The organism is Nocardia sp. NPDC020380, assembly GCF_044386975.1.
Lineage (GTDB): Bacteria > Actinomycetota > Actinomycetes > Mycobacteriales > Mycobacteriaceae > Nocardia.
Window position 1 is genome coordinate 186,930 of the sequence record NZ_JBIRVQ010000017.1, and the last position, 23,219, is coordinate 210,148.

The following is a 23,219-nucleotide window of genomic DNA, read 5'->3' on the forward strand; positions in this document are numbered from 1 at the left end:
ATGTCTATCGTTGACCTGGTGTAACACCCTCAAGGAAACACCTTCGAGGTTCGCGGCCCGTCTCGTTCTGGACTGAGCGGAGCGGGGGAGCGAAGCGGAGGAGCGGAGGGAGGGAAGAACGAGACCTCCAGGGCCGCGAACCCGCCCGGAGCGGAGCGGAGGGCAGTATGCACAGCTATGCGAACGGGTTCAAGACGTTCGGGTTGCTGGTCGGCATGTCGGCGTTGATCGTGTTCGCGGGTGCGCTGTTCCGCAATCCCACGATCCTGATCCTGTCGATCGTGCTGGCCGTCGGCATGAACGCCTACGCCTACTTCAACAGCGACAAACTGGCCTTGAAGGCCATGCACGCGCAACCGGTGAGCGAGCTGGAAGCCCCGGTCATGTACCGCATCGTGCGCGAGTTGGCCACGGCCGCACGCCAACCCATGCCGCGGCTCTACATCAGCCCCACCAATGCGCCGAATGCGTTTGCCACCGGCCGCAATCCGCGCAATGCCGCGGTCTGCTGCACCTCCGGCATCCTGCAGATCCTGGACGAGCGGGAACTGCGCGCGGTACTGGGGCACGAACTGTCGCACGTCTACAACCGCGACATCCTGATCTCCTCGGTCGCGGGTGCGCTGGCGTCGGTCATCTCCGGTCTCGCCAACCTGGCCTTCTTCGCGGGCGCCTTCGGCGGCGGCAACCGCAATGGCGAGGGCCCGAATATCATTGGGATTCTGCTGGTTTCGCTGCTGGGGCCGATCGCGGCGACGCTCATCAAACTGGCCGTCTCCCGCTCCCGGGAGTATCAGGCCGACCAGGATGGCGCGGAACTCACCGGTGACCCCCTGGCGCTCGCCTCGGCCCTGCGCAAACTGGAACGCGGCACCCAGGCCGCTCCACTGCCCCCCGAGCCGCAGCTGACGGCTCAGTCGCATCTCATGATCGCCAACCCGTTCCGCAACGGTGATCGGATGGCGCGCTGGTTCTCCACCCATCCCCCGATGGCGGATCGCATTGCCCGCCTCGAGGAAATGGCCGGTGGGAGCCGTAAGTAACTAGCGGTAGTTGACGAACTGGAGGGCGATCTCGAAGTCGGCGCCCTTCAGCAGGGAGATGACCGCCTGCAGATCATCGCGGCTCTTGCTGGAAACCCGCAGCTCCTCGCCCTGGATCTGCGCCTTGACCGACTTCGGGCCCTCGTCGCGGATCTTCTTGGAGATCTTCTTCGCATTCTCCGAAGTGATGCCCTGCACCAGGGTCCCTGTGATCTTGTACACCTTGCCGGAGGCCTGCGGATCGCCGGCGTCGAACGCCTTCAGCGAGATGTCGCGGCGAATCAGCTTCTCCTTGAACACCTCCAGCGCCGCCTTCACGCGCTCCTCGGCATTGGCGGTGAGGATGATCTTCTCCTCGCCCGACCATTCGATGCTGGCGTCGGTGCCGCGGAAGTCATAGCGCTGGCTCAGTTCCTTCGAGGCCTGGTGCAGCGCATTGTCCACCTCCTGGCGATCGATCTTGCTGACGACATCGAACGACGAATCGGCCACGCTCATGCTCCTGTCCGAGATCGGAAAGTAGGGGGGTTCGAACGCCGACGCTAGCTCGTCCGGCATGGCCTTGGCCAGCTGGTTTGCATTGCGGGCGGGGGTTCGATGTATTCTCGTCACCGCGCCGCAAGGCGTCCCACGGCAGATTGCCCGAGCGGCCAATGGGAGCGGACTGTAAATCCGTCGGCGAAAGCCTACGTAGGTTCGAATCCTACATCTGCCACCGAGAACCCCCTGGAGATCATCTTCGGGGGGTTCTTGCATTTTCAGGTGCCGATCGCGTCCCGAACCGGTCGGTCAACGCCGAAAAATGACTCTGACCAGCCGGTTTGGAGACCGGGTCGGATGTTGTGTAATCTCGTTCAAGTCGTCAGCGCCCCGGCGAAGTTCCGGAGCGAAGTAGACGTGCCCCCTTAGCTCAGTCGGCAGAGCGTTTCCATGGTAAGGAAAAGGTCAACGGTTCGATTCCGTTAGGGGGCTCGCCGGATTGCCGGTGGTGACCGACTCGGCTTCTCGTGCAGGACCCGGGACATCCCCGCCGTCAGCCCGCACATGATGGCGGTGTAGCTCAGTCGGTAGAGCAAACGACTCATAATCGTTGTGTCGCCGGTTCAAGTCCGGCCATCGCTACATATCTGATATTCCAATCAGGCTGTCCGGAAGGGAAGGCAATCGTGGCCGCGAAGTCCACTGATATCCGGCCAAAGATCACCTTGGCCTGCGAGCAGTGCAAGCACCGTAACTACATCACCAAGAAGAACCGGCGTAACGACCCGGACCGCCTCGAGCTGAAGAAATTCTGCCCGAACTGCGGTACCCACCGGGCGCACCGCGAGTCTCGCTAAAACAACCCCGCGCGATCTACCGCGTGGAAGAAGTGCCGGATCGGCAAGCTGCTTCGTCCCCCATACAAGGGGACAGTGGCCCCGATTCGGCACTTGGTGTATATAGCGGTGGTTCAGCGCTCCGCCCGATCCCCTCCGGGATCAGATAAGGGACTTCCTCCGTGACGATCAACACCGAGACCGATCAGGTCGACACAAGCGAGGGCTTCGACCCCGCTGCACACGCCGCCGCCATGGTCGGCCATCACTACCGCGTCGACGACTATTACGAGGTCGGCCGCGAGAAGGTGCGTGAGTACGCCCGCGCCGTGCAGGACTACCACCCCGTTCACTGGGACGAGGACACCGCGCGTGCCTACGGCCACGAGGGACTGGTTGCCCCGCTCACTTTCATCTCCCTGGTCGGAATTCTGGCCCAGCGCAAGCTCTTCGAGCAGATGATCACCGGCTACGACCTGAGCCAGATCATGCAGACCGACCAGATCCTGGAATTCCACCGGCCCATCAAGGCCGGCGACCAGCTCTCCTGCATCGTCTACCTGCACTCCTTCCGGCAGGCCTTCGGCGGCGACATCATCGTCACCAAGAACGACGTGGTGGCGCAGAACGACGAGCTCGTCCTCACCACCTACACCACCCTCATCGGCCGCAGCGGCGGTGACATCGACCCCAATATCGGTGACGCCGTACGCAATGTGCTCATGCACGGCATCGGCCCGGACGAGCGCCCCGAAGACCAGCCCGGCAGCATCGAGGTCCCCCCGGCGCCGCCCGCCGTCGAGGTCGCGGCCACCGGCAAGGTCGTGGCCAGCCCGCGCGCCGCGCTCCGCTTCGAGGACATCGCCGCCGGCGACGAACTGCCCCCGCGTCTCGTCAGCCTCACCCGCGGCGATCTGGTGAACTACGCCGGCGTCTCCGGTGACGCCAACCCGATCCACTGGAGCGACGATGTCGTGAAGCTGGTCGGCCTGGAAAACGTTGTGGCACACGGCATGCTGACCATGGGCCTGGGTGGCGGCTTCGTCACCTCCTGGCTCGGCGACCCGGGCGCGGTGAAGGAATACAACGTCCGCTTCACCAGCCCCGTCTACGTGCCCGCGGAACGCCCCGCCGAGATCGAGTACACCGGCAAGGTGAAGTCCGTCGACCCGGAGACCCGCACCGCCGTGATCGCCATCGTGGCGAAGTCGGAGGGCCGCAAGATCTTCGGCCGCGCCACCGCGACAGTCCAGCTGGGCTGACGCCGCACCGGCGCACACACCCCGTATCCCGCTACCGCGCGGCGACGCCCCGATTGGCGATCGCCGCGCGCGGTAACGTAGACTCGGCAATCTGGGGTCACCAGCCAATGCGCGCTGCTCCGAGGAGCGGCGCGTATGTTGTGTGAAAACCCGTGTACAACTGAATAGAACAGTGGCTGGATTCCATACAGTGTCCAGCCGAAGGGGCGTAGCTCAACTGGCAGAGCAGCGGTCTCCAAAACCGCAGGTTGCAGGTTCAAGTCCTGTCGCCCCTGCCCTGGATGCCTACGAAGAGAGGATCGACGTGAGCGACGAGCGGGACACTCGCCACGAAGATGGCGATGACACCGCCGCAGTGGCTCGGCCGAGCGGCAAACGGTCCGCGCGGCGTTCACGCGCCGCGTCGTCCAGCGCCGTCGCGACGATCGAACGACCCTCTGCGTCGGACAAGGCAACCACCAAGTCCGGCAAAGACAAGAAGGCCGGTCGGAGCGGTATCGGCAATCCCTTCAAGCGCCTGGTGAAGTTCCTCAAGGAAGTTGTTGCGGAACTACGCAAGGTCATCTGGCCCAACCGCAAGCAGATGGTCACCTATACGAGCGTTGTCCTGGTGTTCGTGGTCTTCATGGTCGCGTTCATCAGCGGGTTGGATCTGGCGTTCATCAAGGGTGTCAACTGGCTCTTCGGCTAGCTGACGGTCGGCGCCGGATAACCGGTCCCCGCCGGAAGCGGGGGCGGGGCCATCCGCCGGGTTCATCCATAACACCCGGCGCGCAGAGGATTACGTGACGACTAAGGAAGCGAGTGCCCCAGTGAGCACCCCGGAGAACGGTACAACCGAGGAATTCCAGGTTGACGAGACGGAGACGGTGGAAGAGACCATCGTCGACGACGTCGACTTCGCGGACGCCGACGACGAGACCGCTCCGGAGCAGCCCGCCGCCGAGCTCTCCGATCCTGCCGACGACGAACCCGCCGATCCGGTAGCCGAGATGACCGCGGCGCTGCGCCGCGCGCCCGGCGACTGGTACGTCATCCACTCCTACGCCGGGTACGAGAACAAGGTGAAGACCAACCTCGAGACCCGCGTGCAGAACCTCGGTCTCGAGGACTACATCTTCCAGGTCGAGGTCCCGACCGAAGAGGTCACCGAGATCAAGAACGGCCAGAAGAAGAACGTCAACCGCAAGGTGCTGCCGGGCTACATCCTGGTCCGCATGGACCTGAACGACGAGTCCTGGGGCGCGGTCCGCAACACCCCCGGTGTCACCGGCTTCGTCGGCGCGACCTCGCGCCCGTCGCCGCTGTCCATCTCCGATGTGGTGAAGTTCCTGGTCCCGGCCGCGCAGCAGAAGAAGGCCGCGCCGGCCACCGCCGCAGCCGCCGCCGGCGGATCGGGCGAGACCGCGGTCGCCAAGCCGATCATCGAGGTCGACTTCGAGGTCGGCGAGTCGGTCACCGTCATGGACGGCCCGTTCGCGACGCTCCCGGCCAGCATCTCCGAGGTCAATGCCGAGCAGCAGAAGCTGAAGGTGCTGGTCTCGATCTTCGGCCGCGAGACCCCCGTCGAACTCGCGTTCACGCAGGTCGCAAAGATTTAGTCGCCGAGAGGCGGTGGCCCGGGTTCGCCCCGGTGTCACCGCCTTTTTCGCGTTCGCATAGACTTGTCGGGTTGTGCCTGTGCCCGTGCTCGGCTTTGTCGAGCAGGCCGGGCGCATGTCCCGGAAAAGGCTTACGGGAATCCGTAAGGAACCTAACCAAGGAAGAAAGATGCCCCCGAAGAAGAAGAAGGTCTCTGGGCTCATCAAGCTCCAGATCAAGGCTGGTATGGCCAACCCGGCTCCGCCGGTCGGTCCGGCGCTGGGTCAGCACGGCGTCAACATCATGGAGTTCTGCAAGGCGTACAACGCGGCGACCGAGTCGCAGCGCGGTGACGTCGTCCCGGTCGAGATCACGGTCTACGAAGACCGCTCGTTCGACTTCAAGCTGAAGACGCCGCCCGCCGCGCGTCTGCTGCTGAAGGCCGCCGGAATCCAGAAGGGTTCGGCCGAGCCGCACCGCCTGAAGGTCGCGCAGATCACCATGGACCAGGTCCGGGAGATCGCCAAGACCAAGCAGACCGACCTGAACGCCAACGACATCGACGCCGCGGCGAAGATCATCGCAGGCACTGCCCGCTCGATGGGTATCACCATCGCGGAGTAGGGCTCCGCGGCGAGCGCGTCAGGCCCGGAGGCGGCAGCCTGCGTAACCACGCAGGGCCCGCGATCGCCGCAATAGTTACTGAGCTCTTGTGGGAGGGACCGCCTGTCCCGCACCACTTCTGACTTAAGACAAGGACAGAGAATCATGGCAAAACGAAGCAAGGCTTATCTCGAGGCGGCCGCCAAGGTCGACCGCGACGCGCTCTACCTGCCGCTGGCCGCCGCGCGCCTGGCCAAGGAGACCGCGACCACCAAGACCGACGCGACCGTCGAGGTTGCCGTCCGTCTGGGCGTCGACCCGCGCAAGGCGGACCAGATGGTCCGTGGCACCGTCAACCTGCCGCACGGCACCGGTAAGACCGCGCGCGTCATCGTGTTCGCGGTTGGCGACAAGGCCGCCGAGGCCGAGGCCGCCGGTGCGGACGCCGTGGGCGCCGAGGATCTGATCGAGCGCATCCAGGGCGGCTGGCTGGACTTCGACGCCGCGATCGCGACCCCGGACCAGATGGCCAAGGTCGGTCGTATCGCGCGTGTGCTGGGCCCGCGTGGCCTGATGCCGAACCCGAAGACCGGCACCGTCACCCCCGATGTCACCAAGGCTGTCAACGACATCAAGGGCGGCAAGATCAACTTCCGCGTCGACAAGCAGGCCAACCTGCACTTCGTCATCGGCAAGGCTTCCTTCGACGACAAGAAGCTGGCCGAGAACTACGGCGCCGCCCTCGACGAGATCCTGCGTGTGAAGCCCTCCACCGCGAAGGGCCGCTACGTGAAGAAGGTGACCTTCTCGACGAACACCGGACCGGGCATCCCGGTGGACCCGAACCGCACCCGCAACTTCGCCGAAGAGGACTGACCTCTCCGCGAGTACGCGTAGCAACGCAAAACATGCGAGGGCCGGCACGAGGAATCGTGCCGGCCCTCGGTGTATGTGGGGGGAGCGGAACGCTCTGCGCCTGTGGGGTTTCAGGGGCTTGCCCCGGCGCAGGGAGGTGGAGCCGCGAGCTACGAGAGTTGTTCTCTCATGGTTCTATCCGACTCCAGAATTCAGCGGGAACGCCCTTTTCTTTGTGGAGCCAGGCTCCTGGATCGCGAAATCCCTTGTCTGCGAAGGCTTCCTGAACCAAGTCCAGGACGTCGTCGCCGGGTTCTCCGCCCAAGGCGAAACGGATCAAAGGGAAGGATGAAGGCGTAAACGTCCATCCCCATTCGTATTCGGCGTAGGGGCCGCCGAGGTCCTGGCCGTCGAAGACGAGGTTGCCGGAAGTGGCTAGGCGAGCGTCCACGTACCAGCGGTCGTCGTCGGCGACGAGGCGGATCGTGCGCTCGGGCTCTTGGGTCACCCCGGATTCGTACCACCGCGCACCCCGTTTTGGCAGATAGATACGCGTCCGCTATATTGGACAACGGTCATCGCGACACTCCTCGGAGATTCTGCCGATGATCACCCCAAATCGTTCTACCGAAGACCGTTGGTTGCTGCCGTCAGGCAGCTGAAGGTCCGGCGATATTGCCGGCGGCCCACGCAGGGAGAGCCGAGGTAGGGAAACCCGCGAGAAATCGCGATCGTTTCTTGTGCGCCCCGGGTCCACTGCGACCGGGGCGTTAGCTTTGTCGCCGGCCCCTGTGGCGGAACTCGGTAGTTCATACGAGAACCGACCATCCAGAGAGGAGGCGAAGTATGGCAAAGGCTGAGAAGGTCACCGCGGTCGCGGAGATCACCGAGCAGTTCAAGTCCTCCACGGCGACTGTTGTCACGGAGTACCGTGGCCTGTCCGTCGGCAAGATCACCGAACTGCGTCGTGCGCTCGGTACGAACGCTACTTACTCCGTCGCCAAGAACACCCTGGTCAAGCGTGCCGCCGCCGAGGCGGGCGTGGAAGGCCTGGATGACTTGTTCGTCGGTCCGACCGCCATCACCTTCATCACGGGTGAGCCGGTCGACGCCGCGAAGGCGCTGAAGGCGTTCGCCAAGGACAACAAGGCGCTCATCATCAAGGGCGGCTACATGGACGGCGCTGCGCTGTCCGTGTCCGAGGTCGAGCGCATCGCCGACCTGGAGTCGCGCGAGGTGCTGCTGGCCAAGCTGGCCGGCGCCATGAAGGGCAACCTGTCGAAGGCTGCGGGCCTGTTCGCCGCCCCCGGCAACCAGGTTGCTCGCCTGCTGGCGGCCCTGCAGGAGAAGAAGCAGGCCGAGGGTGGCGCTGCCGCCGCTCCGGTCGCCGATGCTCCGGCCGACGCCGAATAAGTCACTTACCCAAACCTTTTCGTTCGCCGCTCGCGCGGTGACGAACCCACCGAAAGGAAATATCAATGGCCAACGTTGATGAGCTGCTCGAGACCTTCTCCGGTATGACCCTGCTGGAGCTCTCCGAGTTCGTGAAGGCGTTCGAGGAGAAGTTCGAGGTCACCGCTGCTGCCCCCGTCGCCGTCGCTGTCGCGGGTGGCGCTGCTGCCCCGGCCGACGCCGCCGAGGAGCAGGACGAGTTCGACGTCATCCTCGAGGGTGCCGGCGACAAGAAGATCCAGGTCATCAAGGTCGTTCGCGAGATCGTCTCCGGCCTGGGCCTGAAGGAAGCCAAGGACCTGGTCGAGGGCGCCCCGAAGCCGATCCTGGAGAAGGTCGCCAAGGATGCCGCCGAGGCCGCCAAGGCCAAGCTGGAAGAGGCCGGCGCCAAGGTTTCCGTCAAGTAAGACGGAAGACACGCGCTGTGGGCTTCCACAGTTGAAGCGCCACCCAGTGGTGCGTTGCTTGTGAAAAGGGTGGTTCCCATTGTGGGACCACCCTTTTCGCGTACCCTGACGTCGTAATTGGCGCGTGATCGCAAATTCGCTGGGAAACTTTCTACCGACCGGTCAGGTGGCGGTGTCCGAGACGGTATATATGCGATACAGTGGCCGGACCTACTGTGACGCGCCACACCGCGCAAATCTGTGACCTGTCACGTAGTGCGCTCGTCGGAGAAAGTGGAGGTTGGCGTGGGCGTCGAGGTCAGGACCGAAGGCATCACGAAGTCGTTCGGTTCGCAACGTATTTGGCAGGACGTCACTTTGACGCTGCCTCCGGGGGAAGTCAGCGCGTTGCTCGGCCCGTCCGGTACCGGTAAGTCCGTCTTCCTGAAGTCTTTGATCGGTTTGCTGCGCCCTGAGAAGGGCTCGATCTATATCGACGGCACCGACATCACGACCTGCTCCAACAAGGAGCTCTACGAGATCCGCAAGCTGTTCGGCGTCCTCTTCCAGGACGGCGCGCTGTTCGGTTCCATGAACCTCTTCGACAATGTGGCCTTCCCGCTTCGTGAGCACACGAAGAAGAGCGAGGCCGAGATCAAGAAGATCGTCATGGAGAAGCTCGAGCTGACCGGTCTGCTCGGCGCGGAAGGCAAACTCCCGGGCGAGATCTCGGGTGGTATGCGCAAGCGTGCCGGCCTGGCCCGCGCCCTGGTGCTGGACCCGCAGATCATCCTCGTCGACGAGCCCGACTCCGGTCTGGATCCGGTTCGTACCACGTATCTCTCGCAGCTGTTGATCGATATCAACGCGCAGATCGATGCGACGATCCTGATCGTCACGCACAACATCAACCTGGCTCGTACCGTGCCGGACAACATCGGCATGCTGTTCCGCCGCAATCTCGTCATGTTCGGCCCGCGCGAGGTGCTGCTCACCTCGGAGGAGCCGGTCGTCAAGCAGTTCCTCAACGGCCGCATGCAGGGTCCGATCGGCATGTCGGAGGAGAAGGACGAAGCCCAGATGGCCCGCGAGCAGGCCATGTTCGACTCGGGTCACCTCGACGGTGGCGCCGAAGAGGTCGAGGGCATCATCCCGCAGATGAAGGCGCAGCCGGGTATGCCGGTGCGACAGGCGGTCTACCGCCGGCGTGAGCGGGTGCGTCAGATCCTGCACACCCTGCCGCCCGCCGCGCAGGAGGCCATTCGGGAGTCGCTGGAGCAGAACGGGGATGATCCCGACACACAGGTGATTCCCGCCTACACGGGCGGGTACGACACCACGGTTCGACAGAACCTGACTAACGGGTAACATACGCGGCGTGAACCCTACCCTGACGCGGCTGCGTACCCCGGTCGAGTCGGGTCTTGCCCAGGCCGGCAACATATTCGCACTACTTCTGGACGTCGTTCGCAAGACGTTCCGCCGGCCCTTCCAGGTCCGGGAGTTCATCGAGCAGTCGTGGTTCATCGCGAGTGTCTCGATCCTCCCGGCGGCCCTGGTGGCAATCCCCTTCGGCGCTGTCGTGGCCCTCCAGACGGGCTCGCTCATCAAGCAGCTCGGTGCGGAGAACTTCACGGGCGCGACCAGTGTGCTGGCGACAGTGCAGCAGGCCGCCCCGGTCGTGACCGCTCTCATCATCGCCGGTGCGGCAGGTTCCGCCGTGGCCGCCGATCTCGGCTCGCGCACCATCCGCGAGGAGATCGACGCCATGGAGGTGCTGGGCATCGATCCCATTCAGCGCCTGGTGGTTCCGCGCGTGCTGGGCATGATGCTGGTCGCCTTCCTGCTCAACGGCCTGGTCTCGGTCGTCGGCATCTGCGGTGGCTATTTCTTCAATGTCGAGTTGCAGGGCGGCACGCCGGGCGCGTACCTGGCGTCCTTCTCCGCGCTCGCTCAGATTCAGGACCTGGTGATCGGCGAGATCAAGGCGCTGATCTTCGGTGTCGTGGCGGGCGTGATCGCCGCTTACAAGGGTCTGCATCCCAAAGGGGGACCGAAAGGAGTGGGTGACGCCGTGAACCAGTCCGTGGTTATCACGTTCCTGGTGCTGTTCTTCCTCAATCTCGTGCTGACCCTGATCTACCTTCAGGTCGTCCCGGCCAAGGGCGCGTGATCCATGGTCGTTTCGCAGCGCTCCACCGTTTTCTCGAGGTCGGCGCGCCGGGTCACCGGCGTGCTCAAGGCCCCCGTCGCCGTGGTCGACAAGGCCGGCGACCAGATGTCGTTCTATTCGCGGGCCATCGCCTGGATCCCGAAAACCGTTGTGCACTACCGCAAGGAGGTCATGCGGCTGCTGGCCGAGGTGACCTTCGGCTCGGGTGCGCTGGCGGTCATCGGCGGCACCATCGGCGTCATCGTGTTCATGTCCGCGTCGGTGGGTGTGGTGGTCGGCCTGCAGGGCTTCAAGGCCCTCGACTCGCTGGGTTCCGGTGTCCTCACCGGCTTCCTGACCGGGTACATCAATACGCGTGAGCTCGCGCCCCTGGTTGCGGCACTGGCCCTTTCGGCCACGGTCGGTTGTGGTTTCACCGCGCAGTTGGGCGCCATGCGGATCTCCGAGGAGATCGACGCGCTCGAGGTGATGGCGGTGCCGTCGGTGCCGTTCCTGGTGACCAGCCGCGTGATCGCGGGCTTCGTCGCGGTGATCCCGCTGTACATCGTGGGCCTGCTGGGCACGTATGTGGCATCGCGGTTGATCAGTATCTATTTCAACGGGCAATCGAGTGGTTCGTATGACCACTACTTCTATTTGTTCCTGCCACCCGAAGACGTGCTCTATTCGTTCGCGAAAGTCCTCATATTCGCGTTCGTGATCATCCTGGTGCACTGCTACTACGGCTTCAACGCCTCCGGCGGTCCGGCCGGTGTGGGTGTGGCCGTGGGCCGGGCGGTGCGTTCCGCGATCGTCCTCATCAACGTGCTGGACTTCTTTCTGTCCCTGGCGATCTGGGGCACGACGACGACGGTGCGGGTGGCGGGATGAGCGGTCAGCGGCCGGAGGCGGCAGCCTGCGTAACCACGCAGGCCGCCCGCTCATCCCGGATGGAGACAGCATGAGCAACCCGGATCGCGTGCAGTTCTGGCGTTCGACCGAGAAACTGCGCAGCCGCACCCTGGGCGTGCTGTTCTTCGTGGTGGTGGTGGCGTTCCTGTGGACGACCATCGCCATCTACAACAAGCAGTTCACGCCGGTGGTGAAGGTCAACCTGATCACCGACACGGTCGGCAACGCCCTGACCCGCGACGCGGACGTGAAGGTGCGCGGCGTGCTGGTCGGCGAGGTCCGGTCCAGCGATTACGACGGCAAGAACGTCACCCTGCACCTGGCCATCGATCCCGACAAGGCCGACCGCATCCCGGCGAACGTGACCGCGCGCCTGCTGCCCAAGACCCTGTTCGGTGAGCGCTACGTCGATCTGGTGTGGCCCGAACAGCCGCAGGGTGAGCTGAAGGCGGGGGACACCCTGCATCAGGACAGCAGTGGCAATGCCATCGAGGTGAGCCAGCTGCTGGACCACATTCTGCCGCTGCTGCAGGCACTTCCGCCGCAGTACCTGTCCTCCACCCTGGGCGCGCTGTCCAATGCGCTGCAGGGGCAGGGCGCGGAACTGGGGAAGACCATCGATCGACTGGACGAGATCTTCACGCAGGTGAACACGGTGATGCCGACACTGCAGCAGGATCTGAAGAGCCTCGCCGACGTGGCCGACACCTACTCGGACGCGCTGCCGCAGCTGGTGGACGCGCTGGACAACTTCCGCACCACGAATGCGACCGTCGTGCAGAAGCGTTCGCAGGTCGACACGCTGCTGGCGACCCTGACCCCGAGCGCCTCGACCACCGCGGACTTCCTGCTGGCCAACCGCGACAACATCATCGACGTGGCCGCGGATTCGCGGCCCGCGCTGGAGGCGCTGGCCAAGTACTCGCCCGGATACACCTGCGCGCTCAAGGATTTCGCGGAACTCAAGCCGCGCATCGACGACATCTTCGGTAAGGGCACGGATCTGCCGGGTTCCCGGGTGAGCATCTCCATCGTGAATCCGCGCGGCCGCTACCTGCCGAATCAGGACGAGCCGCGCTGGTTCGACAATCGTCCGCCGGCCTGTATCCCGAACTACCCGCTGGGTACGGATCCGGGTCAGTACACGAACGGTTCCGCGAATGACGGCTCCTACCAGCCGCCTACCCGCAACCCGGGTGATCAGGCGGTCGGTATTCAGCAGGCGCCGCAGTTGATGGTCATGGGCCCGGTCCCGGCGACCACCATCGGCTCGCCGTCGGAGCAGCGCACGCTGGGTACCATCTACGGTGCGGCACAGGGTGTTTCGCCGGATCAGGTGCCGAACTGGGTGACCAAGATCGGTGCGCCGGCCTTCCGCGGCAGCGAGGTGACCGTCAAGTGAAGGATCTGCTGCGCGGCCTCGGCGGCACGCTGACCAAGCTGTTCATCTTCATCCTGGTGACGATCTTCGCCACCGGCATGCTGGCGCTGACCATCGCGAACTACAGCGGTGGCGGCACGAAGTTCAAGGCCGACTTCACCGATGTGACGTCGCTGAACAAGGGCGACGAGATCCGCATCGCGGGTGTCCGGGTCGGCAAGGTCACCGATATCTCGATCAAGGACAAGCGCCTGGCCGAGGTGCAATTCGAACTGACCGACCGGGATTGGCTGCCCGCCACCACCACCGCGACCATCAAGTACCGGAACCTGATAGGCCAGCGCTACATCGCGCTGGAACAGGGCGCCGGCGAGCAGGGCCGCAAGCTCGGCAAGGGCTCGACCATCCCGCTGGAGCGGACCAAGCCCGCGCTGAACCTGACCGAACTGTTCAACGGTTTCCGGCCACTGTTCGTGACGCTCACACCGGATGACGTGAACAAGCTGTCCTCCGAGATCATCCAGGTCTTCCAGGGTGAATCGGGCACCATCGCGGATCTGGTCTCCAATACCGCCTCCCTGACCAACAAGATCGCAGACAAGGACGCGGTGATCGGCGCGGTCATCAAGAACCTGAATGCGGTCCTGGACGCGGTCAATGCCCATGACGGACAGCTGGATCAGCTGGTCGTGAACACCGAGGCGCTGGTCACCGGTCTGAACAACGACCGCGGCACCATCGGCTCGGCCGTCACCTCGCTCGGCAACCTGGCCTCGGCCACCGCCGACCTGCTGGTGCCGACCGTCCCGAACCTGCAGGGCGCCATCGCGGGCCTGAACCAGCTCACCGGGACCCTCGACAACCGCAAGGACGACGTCGACCAGGCCCTCACCAACCTGCCCATCAAGATGGACAAGCTGGGTCGCGCGGCCTCGTACGGTTCCTGGTTCCAGTTCTATCTGTGCGGCATCGACATCGTCGCCGGACCGGGTCAGAAGGACGCACCGCAACTGAATCTGCCGCCCGCCATCGCGAACCTGCCGACCGTCAATCAGCCGATCTACACGAATCCGGCGCCGCGCTGTCACGGGAAGGGTAGTGGCCGCTGATGGACGATCGCATCGTGCTCGGTAAGCGCAGCCCCGCGTTCATGGGTGGCCTGGGACTGGTCATGGTACTGCTCGTGACCATGTCCGCTTTCAGTCTGGACAAGCTGCCGATCCTGGCCGCCGGCACCAAGTACACCGCCGAATTCTCCGAGGCCGCCGGCCTGAAATCGGGCAATGAGGTGCGCATCGCGGGCGTGAAGGTCGGCACCGTCTCCGACGTCGGCCTGGACGGCGACAAGGTGCTGGTGTCCTTCCGCACCCAGGACGCCTGGATCGGGGATCAGACCACCGCGTCGATCCAGATCAAGACGCTGCTCGGCCAGAAGTACCTGGCCCTGGACCCGAAGGGTTCGAAGGTCGCGGATCCCGGCAAGCGGATCCCGTTGTCGCGCACCGTGTCTCCCTACGACGTGGTGGACGCGTTCAGCGATGCCGCCAAGGACATCGAGGAGACCAATACCGATCAGCTCGCGCAGTCCATGCGGGTGCTGTCGGACGCCTTCTCGGCGACCCCGCCGGAACTGCGCAGCTCCATCGACGGCGTGAGCCGCCTCTCGGAGTCGCTGGCCAAGCGTGACGATCAGCTGGTGAAGCTGTTCGCCGCCACCAAGAAGACCACGCAGGTGCTGGCCGACCGGAATCAGGAATTCCAGCGGCTCATCTCCAACGGCGGGCAGCTGCTGGCGGAGCTGAACGTGCGCCAGCAGTCCATCGCACAGCTGCTGTCCGGGGCGAAAGCCGTTGCGGCGCAGCTGTCCGCGCTGGTCAAGGACAACGAAGAACAGATCGGCCCGGCGCTGACCAATCTGAACAAGACCATCGACATCCTGAACAACCATCAGGCCGACATCTCCAAGACGCTTACCTTGGCGGCGCCCTTCTACGGGTTGTACTCCAATGTGCTCGGCAACGGCCGCTGGTTCGACGCGGTGATCACCAACCTGATTCCGCCTGCCCTGCCCGATATTCCGGGCGACCGTCCGCCGATCCGGAAGTTGGGAGGTTAACTCGTGGCGAGCAATCCGCTGAACGCCCTCAGGGCGACCAGTCGCAAGAGCAAGATCATCGCCGCCGCGGTGATCCTGGCTCTCGTGGCCGCGGGCCTGGGCTGGTGGGGTTTCGTGCGATACAACACCACCACCATCACCGCCTACTTCGACAAGTCCATCGGCATCTACTCCGGATCCGATGTGCGCATCCTGGGTGTGCCGGTGGGACACGTGGATTCGGTGACCCCGCAGGGCGACCTGGTGAAGGTCGTCATGAAGGTGGACCGCAAATACGACATCCCCGCCGACGCCAAGGCCGCCCAGATCACGCCGTCGGTGGTGTCCGACCGCTACATCCAGCTGGCGCCCGCCTACAAGGGCGGCCCGAAGATGGGGCGCAATGCCACCATCCCGAAGGACCGCACCGCGACCCCGGTCGAGGTGGACCGCCTGTACAAGTCCATCACCCAACTCTCGGACGCACTGGGCCCCAACGGCGCCAACAAGCCCGGCGGTCCCAACAACGAAGGCGCGCTGAACGAGCTGGCGCGCACCGGCGCCGCGAACCTGGCCGGCAACGGCGACGCGCTCGGCAACAGCTTCACGCAGTTGTCCATCGCGGCCAAGGCGCTGTCGGATTCGCGCAACGACATCTTCGACACGGTGAAGAACCTGCAGGTGTTCGTGCAGATGCTGGCCGACAACGACGACCAGGTGCGGACCTTCAACACGCAGCTGGCCTCGCTGGCGGGCTTCCTCGCCGACGAACGCCAGACCCTCGGTGAGGCGCTGAACCTGCTGTCCGTCGCGCTCGGCGACGTGGCCCGGTTCATCGACAACAACCGATCGCTGGTGCAGTCCAACGCGGAGGCGCTGACCAAGCTGACCCAGACCCTCGCCGATCAGCGCGACGATCTGGCGAAGGCGCTGCCGCTCATCCCGACTGCGCTCAGCAACCTGATCAACGTCCACAACGGTGAGACCGGCACGCTCGACATGCGGCCCAACTTCACCGATCTGCAGAACCCGTTCGGCACCATCTGCGAGCTGATCGACCTGGGCAAGCTGCGACCCGGCGACCCCAAGTTCGACGCCATCGGCCGCCAAATGAAGCCGATCCTGGACAGCTGCAAGATGATCACCGATCAGCTCGCCGCGGGTGTGAAGACGCCGACCCTGGTGCTGCCCTTCGGCATCCTCAGCGGTGACAACGAGCAGCGTAACGTGGCCCCGGGCACCGTCCCCGGCAACCCGTCCGACCAGCAGCCGCCGTCGCAGCAGGAGGGTGGACAGCGATGAGCGTCAAGACGATCCGCACCGCGGCGATCGCTGCCACGCTGGGCGCGGTCACCGTGATCGCGGCCGGCTGCGGCAACGGCGCGTACAGCATTCCGCTGCCCGGCGGCGCGAATGTCGGCGATCACCCGATGCACCTCGACATCCGGTTCAAGGACGTCCTCGACCTGGTGCCGCAGTCCGCGGTGAAGGTGGACGGCGTCGCCGTCGGCCGGGTGGACAAGATCGAGATCGCCCCCGACAACGCCTGGGAGGCCAGCGTCCGGGTGCTGGTGAACCCGAGCGTCAACCTGCCCGACAACGCGCTCGCCGCGGTCAAGCAGACCAACCTGCTGGGTGAGAAGTACATCGACCTGTCCGCGCCCGCCAACGGCGCCGATGCCGCACGGCTGAAGGACAATTCGAAGATCCCGGTGCAGAACACCACCACCTCCACCGAGGTGGAGCAGGTGCTCGGCGCCCTGTCGCTGCTGCTCAACGGCGGCGGCGTCGCCGAACTGCAGCCCATCGTGTCCGAACTCAACAAGGCCCTCGACGGCCGCGAGTCCAAGACCCGGGATCTGTTGCAGCAGGCCAACACCCTGATCCACGGCCTCGACCAGCAGGTCGACGACATCACCCGCGCCCTGGACGGCCTCGACAAGCTCAGCACCAGGGTGGCGACGCAGACCGACCAGATCACCAAGGTGCTCGACGAACTGCCCGCCGGCATCAAGATCCTCAACGAGCAACGGCCGCAGCTGATCCAGCTGCTCGCCCAGCTGGATCGGGTGGGCCAGGCCGGTTTCGACGTGCTCGACCACTCCAAGGACAACCTGATCACCGACCTCAACGCCCTGCGGCCCACGCTGCAGGAACTGGGCAAGGGCTCCAACGATCTGGTCGACGCCTTCCCGCTCATCCCCACCTACCCGTTCCCCGACGAGGCGATCAAGTCGGCGTTCGGCGGTCAGGTCAACACCTGGCTGTCGGTGGACCTGCAGATCGGCACCCTGCTGTCGAATCTCGGTGTGGGCAAACAGGATCCGCAGTACATCCCGCCGCAGGGCCGGACCGTGAACGTGGATCCGGCCAACCCGTACTACAACGGCAACGGCCCCCGCCCCGGCTGGCCGACCGTCTCCCTGCTGCCGCTGCCGCCGACCGTGGTGCGGCCCACCGGGCAGCCCGGTCCGACCGATCCGCTGGGATCGATCCTGCAGCAGCTGGGAGTGGGTGGTCCCAAATGAGCCGTCTGGTACGTAACCAGCTGATCGCGTTCGTGGTCATCGCGGTGCTCGGCGTCGTCTTCGTCGGCGCCAAGTACGTGCGGTTGGACAATATGCTCGGAATCGGGCTGTACCACGTCAAATTGGAGATAAACAACACCGACAAGCAGGCGGCCAACACCGGCAACCTGTCCAAGGGCGCCGAGGTCACCTACCGCGGCGTCCCCGTCGGCCGGGTCGGCAGCACCGACATCACGCCCGACGGTGTCGTCATCGACCTCGAAATGGACTCCGGCGCACCGAAGGTCCCCGCCAACGCGAAAGCCGTTGTCGCGGACCGCTCCGCCATCGGTGAGCAGTACGTGGACCTGCAGCCCATCGCCAACGGCTCGCCCTACCTGCGCGACGGCTCGGTGATCGTCGGTGCGGCGCTGCCGATTCCGGTGGAGACCCTGCTGTCCAGCGTGGACAGCTTCGCGTCCACCACCGACCTGGCCGCGCTCAGCACCACCATCACCGAACTCGGCAAGGCCTTCGACGGCAAGGGCGACGACCTGAAGGTGCTGGTGGACTCGCTCAACAAGTTCACCGCCACCGGCATCGACTCGCTGCCGCAGACCATCGACCTGATCCGCCGCGCGCAGACCGCGCTCGGCACCCAGGCCGACCAGTCCAGCGCCATCCGGCAGTTCAGCGACGGCCTGGATCAGCTGACCGCGCAGCTCAAGTCGAACGATCCGGATATCCGCCGGCTCATCGGCACCGGCACCACCGCCGGCAGCGCCATCCAGCACCTGCTGCAGGAGAGCGGCCCGGCCCTCACCAAGGACCTGACCAACCTGCGCGTCCTGCTGGCCGCCATCTCGCCGAAGTTCTACGCCCTCGGCCCGGTGCTCTCCATGCTGCCGCTGCTCCCGCTCGGCGGCACCTCCACCGCACCCGGTGACGGCACCACCCACTTCGGCCTGGTGCTGGAGACCAACAACCCGCCCGCCTGCACCGTCGGATACGAAGGCACACAGGCGATCATCGCGCAGCAGAAGGCACAGAACCCGAACTTCGACGACTCGCGCGACGACTTCCCGTTCAACACGGACGCCAAATGCACTGCCCCACAGGGCAGCGACACCGACGTCCGCGGCGGCGCCCGGGCCGAGCTGGCCGATCCCAGCGTCACCCAGCCCTGGGACGACAAGCCCAAGACCGATCCGGACAAGCTCAACCTGAACCCGGTCGCCACCCAGCTGGCCACGCTCATGGGCGTGACACCCAAGCACTGACCACTACGGTGGCGACGACGCCCGCGGCGCGCATCCCGTTGCGCCGCGGGAAAGCATTGTGATGTACGACACCGTGGTGGCGTCGTGCAGAGAGGAAAGTATGGTGGCGGCGTGAGCCAGCAAAAGGACAGCGACCAGGGGGCAAACCAGGCCGAGCCGACCGACCCATCGGTCCCCGAGCCCACCCCCGAGTCGGCCGCCCCAGCTGACTCCCCGCAGGCCGCCCCCGCGGCCACCGAAATTCCCGAATCTTCCGCCGACTCCCCGGCCGTGGTAGCGGAACCCGCCGACGCGGAGGCCGCCGCCCCCGCGAGCGCCGACGATGAGGCCGTAAAAATCCCCGCCGCACCTACCGAGACTCCGGCCGTCGAGGCCGAATCCCTCTCGCCCGCAGCGGATTCCGATCCCGAGCCCTCCGGCTTCGACCTACCCAAGGCCGTGACCCTCACCTCGGTCGTGCTGCTCGTAGTGGCACTGATCTTCGCCGGCTGGCTCGGCGGCACCTGGATCTTCGGCGGCCTCATGAAGGACAAGCCGCGCGCCGACGCCCGCGAACACGTCCTGACCGATGCCCGGCAGGCCGCGATCAACCTGATGTCGTTCAATCCGGACGATATCGACGGTTCGCTCGCCAACATTCGCTCTTCCATGACCGGTGATCTGCTGAAACAGCAGGAGCAGGGCCAGGATCAGCTGAAGCAGACCGCCGCCGACTCCAAGACCCGGATCGTCGCCTCGGTGGAGGGCATCACCGTCACCTCGCTCAACAGCGAACGCGACCACGCCTCCGCCTTCGCGGTCCTGAAGATCACCCGCACCTGGCCCGGCGGTCAGCCCGCCTCGTTCCGCCAGCTGTGGACTCTCGACATGGTGAAGCAGGGCAGCACCTGGAAGGCGGAGAAGGCGCAGAACCTCGGTGAGCCGGTGCCGCTGGGCAGCGGTGCGCCGCAGCAGAACGCCGCGCCGCAACCCGGCGATGCGCCACAACCGAGCGGCGCGCCACAACCGGCCGCCCCGCAAACCACCGCGAACAACCCGCAGCCGGGCAACTAGGAGGGAGTGACCCATGGCCAGCAAACGACCCGTCAATCGCGTCACCCCGCAACGCCGTCCGGCCGCCCAGCGCGGTTCGGCATCCCGCACCACCGCCGCCGACGTGCGCGGCGGCGAAACCGCCCGCGGCACTTCGCCCGCGGGCGCCCGGACCGCCGGCTCGCGCCCCGGCAAGACCGCCCAGCGCGGTCCTGCGGCGCCGAAATATCCTGCTGCCCAGTCGAAACCGAAATCGGCCGGACCGGGCGGTTTCTGGCGCACCTGGGGCGTCGCGGTCGGCTGTGGCATCGCCACCGTCCTGCTCGCCGCCCTCGCCATCGTGGGCTACCTGCGTCCCGGCGTGGACGACGGCAACAAGGCGTACGTGGACAACAAGTCCACCGAAGAGGTGAAGGCCGCCGCCGACAATGCCCTGTCGACGCTCTACGGCTATTCGGCCAAGGATCTCGACAAGGACAAGTGGAAGGCCGCCGTCGCCGGCGTGCTCACCGATTCCATGCGGCAGGACTTCGACAAGTACATCGACACCACGTACGACGCGGTCAAACAGGCCCAAACGGACACGAAGGTCACCACCGACCCGGTCGGCGTGACCCTTCTCACCGATGACCACGCGGAACTGCTGGTCAACCTCAATGTCGCCGCCGTGCAGAACGGTAAGCCGGAGCCGCTGGCGTCCGGGCCCATCGTGGTCCGGCTGCAGAAGGTCAACGGTCACTGGCTGACTTCCGCGATCACTGACAAATAATGCCGTCAGATCGTGCCGTGCGTGTCGCCGCTGGTCGGCGCACTCGCCCCATTCCGCGACGTCGCAAGGTGATCTTGTAGCGGGACAGGCGATCTCGGCGTTTGTCAACTCGGGCCGCCACTTGACGGTTTTCGTCCGACCCGTCACGCTATTCACAACAGCGGCGGCTGTCACAGGGGTCAGACGCCGATGCGGCTCCCATGGAACGCAGCCAGCGAACGCCGGGATCCCGTCGGCAGCGACTTGTGAGCGGCACCGCAGCACACTGTGGGTCACACAGTGGACACACCGGGGCGCGGTTGCCCGCCGCGGATCGCCACGGGTGGTACTTTGACACCCCCGTAGGTTTGGGTGTAGTTTTGGACGTTGCGCTGGCTGCCTCCTGTCCATACCTTGATCGCATCGTCGAAAGTTCCACCTTCCGGTGTTACTTCCGCTGTTTGCTGTTCGGGTTTCGTTCGGGTTGTAACCAGCGGAATTCGTAGCAGACAAGCGACGGTCGCGGACCACCACGCGACGCGCGTGAGGTGCTGGAAGGACGCATCTTGGCAGTCTCCACCCAGACCAAGGCCGGTATCCCCGGAGCCCCTAAGCGGGTGTCTTTCGCGAAGATTCGTGAGCCTCTCGAGGTACCGGGTCTTCTCGATCTACAAACCGACTCTTTCAACTGGCTGATCGGTTCACCGGACTGGCGTGTGCGTGCCACTGCGCGCGGTGACGTCAACCCGGTGGGTGGGCTCGAGGAGGTGCTCGAAGAGCTTTCGCCGATCGAGGATTTCTCGGGTTCGATGTCCCTGTCCTTCTCCGACCCGCGCTTCGAGGAGCACAAAGCCTCCATCGAAGAGTGCAAGGACAAGGACATGACCTACGCGGCGCCGTTGTTCGTCACCGCGGAGTTCATCAACAACAACACCGGTGAGATCAAGTCTCAGACGGTCTTCATGGGTGATTTCCCGATGATGACCGACAAGGGCACCTTCATCATCAACGGCACCGAGCGCGTCGTCGTGTCGCAGCTGGTCCGTTCGCCGGGTGTCTACTTCGACGACAGCATCGACAAGTCCACCGAGAAGACGCTGCACTCCGTGCGCGTCATCCCCTCGCGTGGTGCCTGGCTCGAGTTCGACGTCGACAAGCGCGACACCGTCGGCGTGCGTATCGACCGCAAGCGCCGCCAGCCGGTCACCGTGCTGCTGAAGGCGCTGGGCCTCACCGCCGAGGAGATCACCGAGCGTTTCGGTTTCTCCGAGATCATGATGTCCACCCTGGAGAAGGACAGCACCCCGGGGCAGGACGAGGCGCTGCTCGACATCTACCGCAAGCTGCGTCCGGGCGAGCCGCCGACCAAGGAGTCCGCGCAGACCCTGCTGGAGAACCTGTTCTTCAAGGAGAAGCGCTACGACCTGGCTCGCGTCGGCCGCTACAAGGTCAACAAGAAGCTGGGCCTGAACCTGGACAAGCCGGTCACGGGTTCGGTGCTGACCAAGGACGACATCGTCACCACCATCGAGTACCTGGTGCGCCTGCACCAGGGCGACAAGCTGATGACGGCGCCCGGCGGCGCCGAGGTTCCGGTCGAGGTCGACGACATCGACCACTTCGGCAACCGTCGTCTGCGGACGGTTGGCGAGCTGATCCAGAACCAGATCCGCGTCGGCCTGTCCCGTATGGAACGCGTCGTGCGTGAGCGCATGACCACCCAGGACGTCGAGGCGATCACGCCGCAGACCCTGATCAACATCCGTCCCGTCGTGGCGGCGATCAAGGAGTTCTTCGGTACCTCGCAGCTGTCGCAGTTCATGGACCAGAACAACCCGCTCTCGGGCCTGACCCACAAGCGCCGCCTGTCGGCGCTGGGCCCGGGTGGTCTGTCCCGTGAGCGCGCCGGCCTGGAAGTCCGTGACGTCCACCCGTCGCACTACGGCCGCATGTGCCCGATCGAGACCCCGGAAGGCCCGAACATCGGCCTGATCGGTTCGCTGTCGGTGTACGCGCGGGTCAACCCGTTCGGTTTCATCGAGACCCCGTACCGCCGGGTCGAGAACGGCCGCGTCACCGATGAGGTCAAGTACCTCACCGCCGACGAGGAGGACCGCGAGGTCCGCGCCCAGGCCAACTCGCCCGTCGACCTCGAGGGCAACTTCCTCGAGGACAAGGTGCTCGCGCGCCGCGGCAACGAGGAGATGGAGTACGTCGCCCCGTCCGAGGTGACCTTCATGGATGTCTCGCCGCGCCAGATGGTGTCGGTCGCGACCGCCATGATCCCGTTCCTCGAGCACGACGACGCCAACCGTGCCCTCATGGGCGCGAACATGCAGCGTCAGGCCGTGCCGCTGATCCGTTCCGAGTCGCCGCTGGTCGGCACCGGTATGGAACTGCGTGCCGCGGTCGACGCCGGCGACGTGGTCGTGAACCAGAAGCCCGGTGTGGTGGAAGAGGTTTCGGCCGACTTCATCACCGTCATGCACGACGACGGCACCCGCCGCTCGTACCGCATGCGCAAGTTCGAGCGTTCGAACCAGGGCACGTGTGCCAACCAGCGTCCGATCGTGGACGAGGGCACGCGGGTGGAGGCCGGTCATGTGCTGGCCGA

23 protein-coding genes and 4 tRNA genes are annotated in these 23,219 nt (G+C 65.2%); 25 read left to right on the forward strand and 2 right to left on the reverse strand.

Features of this window, described 5'->3' with window-relative positions:
- Positions 1 to 167: 167 nt before the first annotated feature.
- Positions 168 to 1,043 (forward strand): zinc metalloprotease HtpX, encoded by an 876-nt coding sequence (htpX, locus tag ACH438_RS38380; protein WP_397014636.1) that lies wholly within the window; start codon positions 168 to 170, stop codon positions 1,041 to 1,043.
- On the opposite strand, the gene ACH438_RS38385 is transcribed toward htpX, so the two are convergent.
- On the reverse strand, positions 1,044 to 1,535 hold the full coding sequence (locus tag ACH438_RS38385; protein ID WP_397014638.1) for a YajQ family cyclic di-GMP-binding protein: 492 nt from the start codon (positions 1,533 to 1,535) through the stop codon (positions 1,044 to 1,046).
- A gap of 140 nt (positions 1,536 to 1,675) precedes the next feature.
- Here ACH438_RS38385 and ACH438_RS38390 point away from each other — a divergent pair.
- The 10 genes from ACH438_RS38390 (at position 1,676) to rplA (ending at position 6,681) form a co-directional block, all read left to right on the forward strand.
- Positions 1,676 to 1,758, forward strand: a tRNA-Tyr gene (locus ACH438_RS38390).
- Positions 1,759 to 1,942: 184 nt separating this feature from the next.
- Positions 1,943 to 2,015, forward strand: a tRNA-Thr gene (locus ACH438_RS38395).
- A 77-nt stretch (positions 2,016 to 2,092) separates the two neighbouring features.
- Positions 2,093 to 2,165 (forward strand) — tRNA-Met (locus tag ACH438_RS38400).
- Positions 2,166 to 2,209: 44 nt separating this feature from the next.
- Entirely contained in the window at positions 2,210 to 2,380 is a 171-nt protein-coding gene (gene rpmG / locus ACH438_RS38405) for a 50S ribosomal protein L33 (protein ID WP_029925945.1), read from the forward strand.
- Positions 2,381 to 2,547: 167 nt separating this feature from the next.
- Positions 2,548 to 3,621 carry a fused (3R)-hydroxyacyl-ACP dehydratase subunits HadA/HadB gene (locus tag ACH438_RS38410; RefSeq protein ID WP_397014705.1) on the forward strand — a complete coding sequence of 358 codons (1,074 nt, stop codon included), beginning with the start codon at positions 2,548 to 2,550 and terminating at the stop codon, positions 3,619 to 3,621.
- A gap of 202 nt (positions 3,622 to 3,823) precedes the next feature.
- A tRNA-Trp gene (locus ACH438_RS38415) sits at positions 3,824 to 3,896 on the forward strand.
- Positions 3,897 to 3,925: 29 nt separating this feature from the next.
- Positions 3,926 to 4,312, forward strand: coding sequence for a preprotein translocase subunit SecE (secE, locus tag ACH438_RS38420; RefSeq protein WP_397014640.1), 387 nt, complete (start codon positions 3,926 to 3,928; stop codon positions 4,310 to 4,312).
- A gap of 121 nt (positions 4,313 to 4,433) precedes the next feature.
- The gene (nusG, locus tag ACH438_RS38425; RefSeq protein WP_397014642.1) at positions 4,434 to 5,222 is read left to right on the forward strand and encodes a transcription termination/antitermination protein NusG; all 789 of its coding nucleotides are present in this window, start codon (positions 4,434 to 4,436) and stop codon (positions 5,220 to 5,222) included.
- A 169-nt stretch (positions 5,223 to 5,391) separates the two neighbouring features.
- The gene (gene rplK / locus ACH438_RS38430) at positions 5,392 to 5,826 is read left to right on the forward strand and encodes a 50S ribosomal protein L11 (RefSeq protein ID WP_397014644.1); all 435 of its coding nucleotides are present in this window, start codon (positions 5,392 to 5,394) and stop codon (positions 5,824 to 5,826) included.
- Between the two features lie 144 nt (positions 5,827 to 5,970).
- A complete protein-coding gene (rplA, locus tag ACH438_RS38435; protein ID WP_397014646.1) occupies positions 5,971 to 6,681 on the forward strand; it encodes a 50S ribosomal protein L1 in 711 nt (236 codons plus the stop codon).
- 166 nt (positions 6,682 to 6,847) lie between these two features.
- On the opposite strand, the gene ACH438_RS38440 is transcribed toward rplA, so the two are convergent.
- Positions 6,848 to 7,168 (reverse strand): hypothetical protein, encoded by a 321-nt coding sequence (locus tag ACH438_RS38440; RefSeq protein ID WP_397014648.1) that lies wholly within the window; start codon positions 7,166 to 7,168, stop codon positions 6,848 to 6,850.
- A gap of 338 nt (positions 7,169 to 7,506) precedes the next feature.
- Here ACH438_RS38440 and rplJ point away from each other — a divergent pair, with 338 nt between their 5' ends.
- From rplJ to ACH438_RS38510, 14 genes are all read left to right on the forward strand, one after another.
- Complete coding sequence (gene rplJ / locus ACH438_RS38445; RefSeq protein WP_397014650.1) at positions 7,507 to 8,073, forward strand: 50S ribosomal protein L10; 567 nt, start codon at positions 7,507 to 7,509, stop codon at positions 8,071 to 8,073.
- Positions 8,074 to 8,138: 65 nt separating this feature from the next.
- Positions 8,139 to 8,519 carry a 50S ribosomal protein L7/L12 gene (gene rplL, locus ACH438_RS38450; protein ID WP_397014652.1) on the forward strand — a complete coding sequence of 127 codons (381 nt, stop codon included), beginning with the start codon at positions 8,139 to 8,141 and terminating at the stop codon, positions 8,517 to 8,519.
- A 285-nt stretch (positions 8,520 to 8,804) separates the two neighbouring features.
- Positions 8,805 to 9,866, forward strand: a complete 1,062-nt coding sequence (locus ACH438_RS38455; protein WP_397014654.1) for an ABC transporter ATP-binding protein — start codon at positions 8,805 to 8,807, stop codon at positions 9,864 to 9,866.
- 10 nt (positions 9,867 to 9,876) lie between these two features.
- A complete protein-coding gene (locus ACH438_RS38460; RefSeq protein ID WP_397014656.1) occupies positions 9,877 to 10,671 on the forward strand; it encodes an MlaE family ABC transporter permease in 795 nt (264 codons plus the stop codon).
- A 3-nt stretch (positions 10,672 to 10,674) separates the two neighbouring features.
- Complete coding sequence (locus ACH438_RS38465; RefSeq protein ID WP_397014658.1) at positions 10,675 to 11,541, forward strand: MlaE family ABC transporter permease; 867 nt, start codon at positions 10,675 to 10,677, stop codon at positions 11,539 to 11,541.
- A gap of 70 nt (positions 11,542 to 11,611) precedes the next feature.
- A complete protein-coding gene (locus ACH438_RS38470) occupies positions 11,612 to 12,964 on the forward strand; it encodes an MCE family protein (RefSeq protein WP_397014660.1) in 1,353 nt (450 codons plus the stop codon).
- 8 nt (positions 12,965 to 12,972) lie between these two features.
- Entirely contained in the window at positions 12,973 to 14,052 is a 1,080-nt protein-coding gene (locus ACH438_RS38475; protein ID WP_397014707.1) for an MCE family protein, read from the forward strand.
- Positions 14,052 to 15,059, forward strand: a complete 1,008-nt coding sequence (locus ACH438_RS38480; RefSeq protein WP_397014662.1) for an MCE family protein — start codon at positions 14,052 to 14,054, stop codon at positions 15,057 to 15,059. The genes ACH438_RS38475 and ACH438_RS38480 overlap by 1 nt, the downstream gene beginning before the upstream one ends.
- 3 nt (positions 15,060 to 15,062) lie before the next feature.
- Positions 15,063 to 16,340, forward strand: a complete 1,278-nt coding sequence (locus ACH438_RS38485) for an MCE family protein (RefSeq protein ID WP_397014664.1) — start codon at positions 15,063 to 15,065, stop codon at positions 16,338 to 16,340.
- Positions 16,337 to 17,566: an MCE family protein gene (locus ACH438_RS38490; protein WP_397014666.1), complete on the forward strand. Its 1,230-nt coding sequence runs from the start codon at positions 16,337 to 16,339 to the stop codon at positions 17,564 to 17,566. The genes ACH438_RS38485 and ACH438_RS38490 overlap by 4 nt, the downstream gene beginning before the upstream one ends.
- On the forward strand, positions 17,563 to 18,825 hold the full coding sequence (locus tag ACH438_RS38495) for an MCE family protein (protein WP_397014668.1): 1,263 nt from the start codon (positions 17,563 to 17,565) through the stop codon (positions 18,823 to 18,825). The genes ACH438_RS38490 and ACH438_RS38495 overlap by 4 nt, the downstream gene beginning before the upstream one ends.
- A 111-nt stretch (positions 18,826 to 18,936) precedes the next feature.
- Positions 18,937 to 19,878 (forward strand): hypothetical protein, encoded by a 942-nt coding sequence (locus ACH438_RS38500; RefSeq protein WP_397014670.1) that lies wholly within the window; start codon positions 18,937 to 18,939, stop codon positions 19,876 to 19,878.
- Positions 19,879 to 19,891: 13 nt separating this feature from the next.
- Positions 19,892 to 20,626, forward strand: coding sequence for a hypothetical protein (locus ACH438_RS38505; protein ID WP_397014672.1), 735 nt, complete (start codon positions 19,892 to 19,894; stop codon positions 20,624 to 20,626).
- Between the two features lie 527 nt (positions 20,627 to 21,153).
- Positions 21,154 to 23,219, forward strand: a 2,066-nt coding sequence (locus ACH438_RS38510; RefSeq protein ID WP_397014674.1) for a DNA-directed RNA polymerase subunit beta, incomplete at its 3' end; no start/stop codon positions are given.

What these genes read in the sequence shown, in the direction of transcription:
- ACH438_RS38465 (WP_397014658.1), top strand. Translation starts at nt 10,675, where the DNA reads ATGGTCGTTTCGCAGCGCTCCACCGTTTTCTCGAGGTCGGCGCGCCGG.
- htpX (WP_397014636.1), top strand. Translation starts at nt 168, where the DNA reads ATGCACAGCTATGCGAACGGGTTCAAGACGTTCGGGTTGCTGGTCGGC.
- rplA (WP_397014646.1), top strand. Translation starts at nt 5,971, where the DNA reads ATGGCAAAACGAAGCAAGGCTTATCTCGAGGCGGCCGCCAAGGTCGAC.
- ACH438_RS38480 (WP_397014662.1), top strand. Translation starts at nt 14,052, where the DNA reads ATGGACGATCGCATCGTGCTCGGTAAGCGCAGCCCCGCGTTCATGGGT.
- ACH438_RS38490 (WP_397014666.1), top strand. Translation starts at nt 16,337, where the DNA reads ATGAGCGTCAAGACGATCCGCACCGCGGCGATCGCTGCCACGCTGGGC.
- ACH438_RS38495 (WP_397014668.1), top strand. Translation starts at nt 17,563, where the DNA reads ATGAGCCGTCTGGTACGTAACCAGCTGATCGCGTTCGTGGTCATCGCG.
- ACH438_RS38470 (WP_397014660.1), top strand. Translation starts at nt 11,612, where the DNA reads ATGAGCAACCCGGATCGCGTGCAGTTCTGGCGTTCGACCGAGAAACTG.
- ACH438_RS38505 (WP_397014672.1), top strand. Translation starts at nt 19,892, where the DNA reads ATGGCCAGCAAACGACCCGTCAATCGCGTCACCCCGCAACGCCGTCCG.
- rplJ (WP_397014650.1), top strand. Translation starts at nt 7,507, where the DNA reads ATGGCAAAGGCTGAGAAGGTCACCGCGGTCGCGGAGATCACCGAGCAG.
- rplK (WP_397014644.1), top strand. Translation starts at nt 5,392, where the DNA reads ATGCCCCCGAAGAAGAAGAAGGTCTCTGGGCTCATCAAGCTCCAGATC.
- rplL (WP_397014652.1), top strand. Translation starts at nt 8,139, where the DNA reads ATGGCCAACGTTGATGAGCTGCTCGAGACCTTCTCCGGTATGACCCTG.